This window comes from Frankia sp. CcMO1 (assembly GCF_977945845.1).
Window position 1 is genome coordinate 1 of record NZ_CDWTMG010000256.1, and the last position, 6,667, is coordinate 6,667.

Annotated in this window: 9 protein-coding genes; 3 read left to right on the forward strand and 6 right to left on the reverse strand. The window is 70.2% G+C overall.

What is annotated here, in order from left to right:
• Positions 1-119: 119 nt before the first annotated feature.
• A complete protein-coding gene (locus AC08OU_RS21080; protein ID WP_462188486.1) occupies positions 120-314 on the reverse strand; it encodes a hypothetical protein in 195 nt (64 codons plus the stop codon).
• Positions 315-361: 47 nt separating this feature from the next.
• On the opposite strand from AC08OU_RS21080, the gene AC08OU_RS21085 reads away from it, so the two are divergent.
• The gene (locus AC08OU_RS21085) at positions 362-1,003 is read left to right on the forward strand and encodes a hypothetical protein (protein ID WP_462188487.1); all 642 of its coding nucleotides are present in this window, start codon (positions 362-364) and stop codon (positions 1,001-1,003) included.
• A 79-nt stretch (positions 1,004-1,082) separates the two neighbouring features.
• Here the strand turns inward: AC08OU_RS21085 and AC08OU_RS21090 are convergent, their stop codons facing one another.
• Together AC08OU_RS21090 and AC08OU_RS21095 are read right to left on the reverse strand one after the other, a co-directional pair.
• On the reverse strand, positions 1,083-1,838 hold the full coding sequence (locus tag AC08OU_RS21090; RefSeq protein ID WP_476601827.1) for a 4'-phosphopantetheinyl transferase family protein: 756 nt from the start codon (positions 1,836-1,838) through the stop codon (positions 1,083-1,085).
• 125 nt (positions 1,839-1,963) lie between these two features.
• The gene (locus AC08OU_RS21095) at positions 1,964-2,839 is read right to left on the reverse strand and encodes a metallophosphoesterase family protein (RefSeq protein WP_462188488.1); all 876 of its coding nucleotides are present in this window, start codon (positions 2,837-2,839) and stop codon (positions 1,964-1,966) included.
• 218 nt (positions 2,840-3,057) lie between these two features.
• On the opposite strand from AC08OU_RS21095, the gene AC08OU_RS21100 reads away from it, so the two are divergent.
• On the forward strand, positions 3,058-3,444 hold the full coding sequence (locus AC08OU_RS21100; protein WP_476601825.1) for a YkvA family protein: 387 nt from the start codon (positions 3,058-3,060) through the stop codon (positions 3,442-3,444).
• 51 nt (positions 3,445-3,495) lie between these two features.
• Here AC08OU_RS21100 and AC08OU_RS21105 read toward each other — a convergent pair whose 3' ends face one another.
• The gene (locus AC08OU_RS21105; RefSeq protein ID WP_476601826.1) at positions 3,496-4,731 is read right to left on the reverse strand and encodes a WD40 repeat domain-containing protein; all 1,236 of its coding nucleotides are present in this window, start codon (positions 4,729-4,731) and stop codon (positions 3,496-3,498) included.
• 2 nt (positions 4,732-4,733) lie between these two features.
• Positions 4,734-5,084, reverse strand: coding sequence for a hypothetical protein (locus AC08OU_RS21110; protein ID WP_462188490.1), 351 nt, complete (start codon positions 5,082-5,084; stop codon positions 4,734-4,736).
• Between the two features lie 156 nt (positions 5,085-5,240).
• Here AC08OU_RS21110 and AC08OU_RS21115 point away from each other — a divergent pair, with 156 nt between their 5' ends.
• Positions 5,241-5,849, forward strand: coding sequence for a DsbA family protein (locus AC08OU_RS21115; RefSeq protein WP_476595422.1), 609 nt, complete (start codon positions 5,241-5,243; stop codon positions 5,847-5,849).
• A 131-nt stretch (positions 5,850-5,980) separates the two neighbouring features.
• Here AC08OU_RS21115 and AC08OU_RS21120 read toward each other — a convergent pair whose 3' ends face one another.
• A complete protein-coding gene (locus tag AC08OU_RS21120) occupies positions 5,981-6,556 on the reverse strand; it encodes a TerD family protein (RefSeq protein WP_462188495.1) in 576 nt (191 codons plus the stop codon).
• Positions 6,557-6,667: the final 111 nt, after the last annotated feature.

Sequence of the window (6,667 nt, forward strand, 5' to 3'; positions counted from 1 at the left end):
TCATGGCTCGATCTCATCATTCCCAGTCGTGCCGTCCAGCGATTTTCGGCGCCGCGCGGCCGGTTGCGCGGGTCCGGCGGGTCCGGAGTGAGAACGCACCGTGAGCCCGATGCCGAGGATCAGGTAAGGGTGGAACCATTCTCGTCGGCCTGCGGGGCGTCGGACGCGGCCAGCCGCGCGTGCAGGCGGGCGCGGACCTCCTCGGGGGAGTAGGCGACCCGCCGGCGCTGGCTGCGCGCGACGAGCACGCCGGTAGCGGCCACTCCGGCGAGTCCGGCCACGCCGAGCAGCTTTCCCCATCGAGCGCGATTCATCCGTCCAGGTTAGGGCGCCCTTGCGTCGGCTGCGGCATGCTACCGGCATGCCTGATTCGCGGATCAGCCTGGCCGATGCCCTGGAACTGACGCGGACCGGCGACCTGTGGCTGTTCCGCGGCCGCACGGCGGTGGACCGGGCGATCCAGACGACGACCAACAGCCCGGTGAACCATGTCGGCATGGCGGTGGTCGTTGACGATCTTCCGCCGCTGATGTGGCACGCCGAGCTGGGGAAATCGTTGCCGGACGTCTGGGCGGGCACGCATCAGCGCGGCGTGCAGTTGCACGACCTGCGTGCGGCGGTGGAGGTCTGGGCGCGCCGTTACGGCCAGCGGGCCTGGCTGCGTCAGCTTGAGCCCGCGGTCCGCGCCGAGCAGGAGGATGCCGTGCTGCGGACCGTCGCACGGCTCGACGGCACGCCGTTTCCGTCCACGGCCCGGCTGGCGACACGCTGGCTGCGTGGCCGGCTTCCGCGTCCCCGCCGGATGATGAGCGAGTACGCGCTGGAGACCGCGTACTGCGCCGAGGTCGTGGCTGTTACCTACGAGGCGATGGGCCTGCTGCCGTCCGGTCGCCATCCGAACTGGTACGATCCGGGGCGGTTCTGGAGCGGTGACGACCTGCGTCTGTCCGGAGGCTTCGTGCTGGGCGGGGAGATTGTCGTGGACGTGGACGACTCTGCCTAGCGTCGCGTTCGGCGGGTCCGTGCGGCGGCGGTTGACCAGGATCCGGTTCCTTGTCTTTCCAGAGCCTTTCGTGCCCGATTTATCCCTCTGGATAGGCAGGGTGCGTCTGGGGGGATGCCGTCGTCACGGGGGTGCCGTCCAGGTGCGGCACGGTGATCGCGGTGACCAGCAGGCCGCGGGCCGAGAGCCAACGACCGTCGAAGCCGGTCAGCTCACCGCCGGCTAGCCGCGGCCCCGCCACCAGGAGTTTCGCGGTGAAGGTGCCCCGGGCGGCCGGGCCCGGCGCCGGCGGGCCCATAGGTGCGGTGCCCGGGTGGATCACGAGGGCGGCGTCTCCGAAGCCAAGCCAACGTTCCGCCAGCGGGTACCACGCCTTGTAGACGGACTCCTTGGCGCTGAACAGCAGCCGGTCCCAGCAGACGGCCGGGCGGGTGCGGGTGAGGGCCGCGAGCCAGCCCTCCTCGGCGGGAACGGTGATCTCCTTCAGCACCCCGCCGGGTGTGGGTTCGTTCGGCTCGGCGTCGATGCCGATGGTGTGGACCTCCGCCGCCCGGGCCACCGCGGCCGCCCGGTAGCCGGCGCAGTGGGTGATGCTTCCCACCACTCCGTCCGGCCAGCCGGGTGCGCCGCGGGAACCGGGCAGGATCGGCGCCGCCGGAAGCCCGAGCCCCTCCAGCGCGCGATGCGCGCATACCCGGGCGGTGGTGAACTCGCGGCGCCTCTTGTCGACCGCGCGGCTCAGCAGCGCGGCCTCCTCGGGGAACAGCACGGCCGAGGGATCGTCCTCGAATGTCTCGACGGCGACGGCCGCCGCGGGCAGCAGGCTCGCAAGCAGGCGCGGATCCACCCTCTTTACTCCGCTACCCGTTACTGACGTCGAAGCCGGCGCCCCCGGCGGCGCCGAGCCTGCCCCCGGCGCCAATCTCGATCCCGGCGTGGAACTCGATCCCGGCATCGCGCTCAGTCCCGGCGGGCCGGCGGTGCGGGGAAGGGCAGGATCTGCCGTAGCCCGGACCATGGCTTGCCCCACGCCGCGCGTTCCCGGGGGTAGCCCATCGAGACCTCCTCGAAGCGGACGTCGTCGTACCAGGTGGTGCGGGGAATGTGCAGATGACCGTAGACGACCGCGCTGGCCCGGAACCGCGTGTGCCAGTCGGCCGTGCTCGTGGTGCCGCACCACAGCGCGAATGTGGGGTACCGCAGTACCGCGGTGGGCTGACGGACGAGTGGCCAGTGGTTGACGAGCACCGTTGGCATTGTCGGATCGATGTCGCCGAGGCGCGCCCGGGTCTGCGCGACCCGGGCCTGGCACCAGGCGTCGATGGTGGGATACGGGTCCGGGTGCAGCACCCATTCGTCGGTGCACACGATCCCGCTTTCCCGGGCCAGGGCCAGCGCCTCCTCCTTCGTCGCCGTTTCGGCGGGACGAAAGGTGTAGTCGTAGAGCACGAACAACGGCGCGACGACGACGGGACCGCCCGTGCCCTCCCAGACCGGATAGGGATCCTCCGGGGTGACGACACCCAGCCCGCGGGCGATCTCCACGAGATGCCGGTAGCGATGTTCGCCGCGCAGCTGCACCGGGTCCTGCTTGGGAGTCCACAGCTCGTGATTCCCCGGCACCCAGACAACCTTCGCGAAACGCCCGCTGAGCTGCTTGAACGTCGTCTCGATATCGGCGACCGTCTCGGCGACGTCACCGGCGAGGATCAGCCAGTCGCCGGATGATCCGGGTGCGATGTCCTCCACCATCCGCCGGTTCTCGGGGTAGGCGACATGCACGTCACTGACGGCCAGCAGCCGCCCGGGCGAAACCGGGGAATCCGTCCGGGACACAGGGCGAAGCCTACCGGCGCGGCCACCGACGCGTCCGCCGGATGAAAATGCTGTTCCGATGTTCGAGATGGCGCCGGGTGGGCATCCTGATCGAGGATCATCGCGAGGGATCGGTGACGATCCATCGAGTGATGACACGATGAGCCGACGGATCCGGCCGATCTTGCGGGAGCGGACAGCGATGAACGACAGTGGGCAGGGATGAGTGGTGGGCAGCGATGAGTGACAACGTCGGAACCGGGCTGCTCATCGCCCTCGGGGTCCTCGTCGTGATCATCCTGGCGCTGGCCGTGGCCGCGCTGGTTGTCGTCCGGAAGTACCGGCTGCCGCTGCGGGGCCTCGTGGCGACCCTGGCGGGCCTCGCCTACGTCATCTCCCCGGTGGACGCCGTCCCGGAGATTCCGCTGGGGCCGATCGGACTGATCGACGACATCACCGTGATTATCGCGGCGGTGGTCTACCTGCGCGGCCTGATCGCCGCGCGGCGGGGGCTGGGCCCGGCCGGGATCGATCCACCCAGCCGGGCGCCCCACCGGATGCCGCGGCAGCCTCCGCCGCCTCGGACACCGCCTTGGACACCGCCTCGGCGCCGTAGCCCCCGATGATGGCCGGGAGGACGACCACCGAGGCCGCCTCCTCCGGTCGCCGGCTGGGCCTCAGGAAACCTGCCAGAGTCGCACCGTGGTGTCGGCGCTGCCGGTGGCGAGGACGCGGCCGGTGAAGGCCAGTGAGGTCACGGCGCCGGTGTGGCCGGTGAGCGGCTGGCCGAGCTGGCGGGGGTCGGTCGGCTCGGTGACGTCCCAGAGTCGCACCGTGGTGTCGGCGCTGCCGGTGGCGAGGACGCGATTGTCCGGGCTGAACGCCACCGATGTCGCGCTTTTGGCGCGGTCGGCGGAGACCTGTAGCCGGCCGAGCTCGCGGGGTCGGGCGGGGTGGGTGACGTCCCACAGCTGCACCCATGCGCCGGGGACGTCGATGGCGAGGGTGCGTCCGTCCGGACTGAAAACCACCGAGAGCACGGCGGGCGGGAGCTTAGGGGCGGATCCGTCGAGCGATATGCCGAACGGTGTGCCGAGCTGGTGGGGGCTGGTCAGGTCGGTGACGTCCCACAGCCGTATTCCGTCGGATGCTGCCCCGCCGGTCGCGAGGGTCCGTCCGTCGGGGCTGAACGCCACCGATGCCACGGCGCCGGGGTAGCCGGGGAGCAGCGGGTGGAGCTGGTACGAGCTGGTCGGGTCGGTGACGTTCCACAGTCGCAACGTTCCGTCATCCCCGGCGGTGGCGAGGGTGCCCCCGTTCGGGCTGAACGCCACGGACGTCACGGCGCCGGTGCGGCCGGTGAGCAGGGGGTCGAGCTGACGAGGGGTGGCCGGGTTGGTGACGTCCCACAGCTGGACCGTCCCGTCGACGCCGGCGGCCGCGAGGGTGCCCCTGCCCGGGCTGAACGCCACGGACGTCACGGCGCCGGTGCGGCCGGTCAACGGGGCGCCGAGTAGGTGGGCCGTCCCGCCAGGGGTGATCGGCTGCGGATCGCCCTCGCGGACGGCGAGAGAACCGACCCCGGCGGCCACGAGAACGGCGAGAACGGCGAGAACCGCGGCGGCCGTGCGGTGCACCTGCCTGCGATGATCAGAGACCGGACGGCGGGCGGGGGATGCGGCGGGCCGGACGCTGTCCGAAAGGTTGATCGTTTCAGGATTGGGGGGTGCCGGGCTCCCTCGGGTGGGCTCGACTGTCGCGGCGTGACCGGTTGGGACCTTGGTCGTCGTGCGCAGGAGCAGGGCGCGAGCACGGTCCGGGAAGGTCTGCGGTTCGTCCTCGGGAAGGGTGAAGGCAGGCGTGCGACGGGACAGGACGGCGAGGACCTGACCGGCGAACGAGTCGGCGCGCATGGTCAGCCTCCTGTCTGGGGGTTCGATACGGCCGGCTCTGTCGCGGCGGCTGTCCTGGGATCGAGGGGGACGGCGCGGGCGAGGCGCTCCACGACCAGGGGGGCGGCAACCCCGACCGCGAGGGCGGCGAAGGCGGTGTCGACCTGGCCCGAGGCGCCGGCGGCCGCAGCCAGGCCGGCGCCGATGGCGAGACGGACCAGTTCGGCAACCAGGTAGGCCCAGGGGCCCGCTTCCTGGGATTTCCCGGTCTGCCAGGGCCACCGGCCCCGTCGGCGGACCGTGGTGTAGAGATCGAGACCTTCGACAGCGAAGCCGCCGAACAGTCCCCACAACGCCACTTCAACCCCCATCATGATGTGGAAGCTGGGTCCGCCCGCTATGGATAGCGGCCACGGACAGCTGCGATGAGAGCCGCGATGGAAAGCCGTCGGAGCAGGCGGCAACGGAGCGCCTGAACAGCCGTGCGTCTCGGCTGGAACACCGGGGACGGCCCGGGTGTTGCCCGCGACATGAATTCTGTCACCTTCGCGATTACCTGGGATTACCGTTGCCCGTTCGCCCGCAACGCACATGAACACGTTTTGATTGGTCTCGCGGCCGGTGCCGACTGGAACGTCACCTTTCTCCCGTTCTCGCTGGGGCAGGCGCACGTGGAGGAGGGACAACCCACCGTCTGGGAGAAGCCCGAGCAGGACTCCGGGATCCTCGCCCTGCGGGCTGGCGTCGTCGTCCGCGACGAATATCCGGATCTGTTCCCCGCCGCGCACCGGGCACTGTTCGCGGCGCGTCACGACGAGGGCCGTCACCTGGAGGACCGTACAGTCATCCGGGAGACGCTCGCGGGGGTGGGGCTGCCCGCCGACGAGGTGCTCGCCCGGGTTGACGATGGCGCCCTCGACAAGGTCCGCGCCGAGCACGAGCAGTACGTCGCCTCGCATACCGTTTGGGGCGTGCCGACCTGGGTCGCCGGTGACCAGGCCGTGTTCGTCCGGCTGATGAGCCGTGCGCCGCTCGGTGCCGACCCGGCGGGTTCCATCCGTGCGGTGGAGCGCATCGTCGACCTGGTGACCGGTTGGCCCGAGCTGAACGAGTTCAAGCACACGTCCATCCCACGCTGATCTTCCACGCCGGTTCGGTCCGTCCCGGTATACATCCACGGCGACGGGGATGGCGCCCGCGCCGCCCGCCATCCCCCTGCCGGCGCCCGGCGGTGTCAGACGTTCAAGCCGTGTGAGATGCCCAGGCCGTGTCAGACGTCCAGGCCGTAGCCGCGGGCGATCGCCGCCAGGCCGCTGACCCCACCCTGGCCGAGTGCCCGGAAGCGCCAGCCGTCCTGATCCCGGTAGAGTTCACCGAACAACATCGAGGTGTCCCGCGCGGCGGCGGTGGTGAGGTCGTACCGCACCAGTTCGTCATCGGTCGACGCGTTGACGACCCGGATATAGGCGCCGGTCACGTCGCCGAAACTCTGGTGTCGATAGTCGGCGTTGTGGATGCTGACCGGGAAGACGATGCGCGTTATCGCACTGGACAGCAGGTTGAGACGCACCTCGATCTGTTCGTCGTCGCCCGCACCCTCACCGGTGAGGTTGTCACCGCGGTGCACGATCTCGCCGCGCGGACTGCTGAGGTTGTTGTAGTAGATGAAATAGCTGCGGTTGGGGGCTCGCCCGTCCGCCTGCAGGGCAATGGCGCTCGCGTCCAGGTCGAACTCCTCCGATCCGGGAGCATTCGGATCCCAGCCGAGGCCGACGGTGATGTGCGTCAGTCCGCCGGTGGCTCCGGTGAGCGCGACGCTTCCACCCTTGACGACGTCAATGCCCACGGTTCTCCGATCCCACGACACTCTGTAAACATTCACGTAGATTCGTGATCTTGCGGTGAGTGGTTGGTGTTGGAGTCGGGTGTGGATGTTGTTCGCCGTTCTGGTGTGTCG

Bases quoted from the DNA above. Each gene is read 5' to 3' on its own strand.
- AC08OU_RS21080 (WP_462188486.1), bottom strand. From the start codon at position 314: ATGAATCGCGCTCGATGGGGAAAGCTGCTCGGCGTGGCCGGACTCGCC.
- AC08OU_RS21085 (WP_462188487.1), top strand. From the start codon at position 362: ATGCCTGATTCGCGGATCAGCCTGGCCGATGCCCTGGAACTGACGCGG.
- AC08OU_RS21100 (WP_476601825.1), top strand. From the start codon at position 3,058: ATGAGTGACAACGTCGGAACCGGGCTGCTCATCGCCCTCGGGGTCCTC.
- AC08OU_RS21105 (WP_476601826.1), bottom strand. From the start codon at position 4,731: ATGCGCGCCGACTCGTTCGCCGGTCAGGTCCTCGCCGTCCTGTCCCGT.
- AC08OU_RS21110 (WP_462188490.1), bottom strand. From the start codon at position 5,084: ATGATGGGGGTTGAAGTGGCGTTGTGGGGACTGTTCGGCGGCTTCGCT.
- AC08OU_RS21115 (WP_476595422.1), top strand. From the start codon at position 5,241: ATGAATTCTGTCACCTTCGCGATTACCTGGGATTACCGTTGCCCGTTC.